Genomic DNA, 1,708 nt, shown 5'->3' with positions numbered 1-1,708 from the left:
GGCCTTTGGGCCGACGGCGTTCCGCCCCGCTGACCGAAGGAGATCCGCCCATGTCCTGGCTCAGCCATCAGCAGAACCGCAGAGGAGTGCTCGCCTCCGCGGCCGGCCTCGCCGCCGCGACCGCGGCACCCTGGATCCACCCCACGGCGGCCCGCGCGGCCACCGCGTCCACCGAAACGGCCGCGGGGTCCGTCGGGATCGCCGCCGCGCAGATCACCAACCCCGTCATCTGGCAGGACTTCGCGGACATCGACATCATCCGCGTCGGCGACACCTACTACTACTCCGCCTCCACCATGCACTATTCCCCCGGCGCTCCCATCCTGCGCTCCTACGACCTGGTCAACTGGGAGTTCGCCGGCCACTCCGTGCCCCGCCTGGACTTCGGCAGCAAGTACGACCTCGACGGCGGGCGCGGCTACGTCCGCGGCGTCTGGGCGTCCTCCCTCGCCCACCGCCCCGGCAACAACACCTTCTACTGGCTGGGCCAGATCGACTTCGCCCGGACGTACGTCTACACCGCCTCCACCGTCGAGGGACCCTGGACCCGGCACACCACGCTCCCCGCCTACTACGACGCCGGGCTCCTCGTCGACAGCGACGACACCCTGTACGTGGCGTACGGCAACACCCAGATCAGCGTCGCCCAGCTCTCCGCGGACGCGCGCACCCAGGTCCGCGCGCAGCAGGTCTTCAGCACGCCGTCCAGCATCGGAACCCTGGAAGGCTCCCGCTTCTACAAGATCAACGGGAACTACTACATCTTCGTCACCCGGCCCGCCAACGGCCAGTACATCCTCAGGTCCACCTCCGGCCCGTTCGGCCCCTACACCCTGCGACAGCTCCTGCTCGACCTGCCCGGCCCCGTCTCCGGCGGCGGCGTCCCCCATCAGGGCGGACTCGTACAGACCCAGAACGGCCAGTGGTACTACATGGCCTTCGTCGACGCCTACCCCGGTGGACGCGTCCCCGTACTGGCCCCCGTCACCTGGACCTCGGACGGCTGGCCCCGGCTGCAACTCGTCAACGGCGCCTGGGGCACCACCTACGCGGCCCCCGACCTTCCCCCGCCACCCCGCCAGGTGGAACCGCTCACCGGCGTCGACACCTTCGACGGCACCACCCTCAAACCGAAGTGGGAGTGGAACCACAACCCCGACACCACCAAATACACCGTCGACAACGGACTCACCCTGCGGACCGCCACCGTCACCGGCGACCTCTACTCCGCCCGGAACACCCTCACCCACCGGATCCAGGGCCCCACCTCCACCGCCACCGTCACCCTGGACTACTCCGGGATGCGGGACGGTGACCGCGCCGGACTCGCCCTCCTGCGTGACTCCTCCGCCTGGATCGGCGTCGCGCGCGACAACGGCTCCACGCGAGTGGTGATGGTCAACGGCATCACCATGGACAACAACTGGAACACCACCAGCACGGGCACCGAAGCCGCCGGCACCGTGGTCTCGGGCGGTCGCATCTGGCTACGCGCCACGGCCGACATCCGCCCTGGAGCCGGCCGTCAGGCACTCTTCTCGTACAGCACCGACGGCACCCGCTACACGCGCCTCGGACCGGGGTTCACCCTCAAGAACGCCTGGCAGTTCTTCATGGGCTACCGCTTCGCCCTCTTCAACCACGCCACCCGGGCCCTGGGCGGCGCGGTACGCGTCACGCGCTTCGAACTCGCCCCCGGGGCGACCGT

Annotated in this window: 1 protein-coding gene; it reads left to right on the top strand. The window is 69.7% G+C overall.

Translation table 11 applies throughout. The features are described 5' to 3' along the window. Window positions 1-50: 50 nt before the first annotated feature. Window positions 51-1,708 (top strand): glycoside hydrolase family 43 protein (locus ACSLTV_RS36025; RefSeq protein ID WP_435613725.1); only part of this gene is annotated, 1,658 nt, incomplete at its 3' end.

It is taken from the genome of Streptomyces sp. bgisy159, assembly GCF_965341775.1.
Classification (GTDB): domain Bacteria; phylum Actinomycetota; class Actinomycetes; order Streptomycetales; family Streptomycetaceae; genus Streptomyces.
This window is presented reverse-complemented; position numbering and strand designations above follow the sequence as displayed.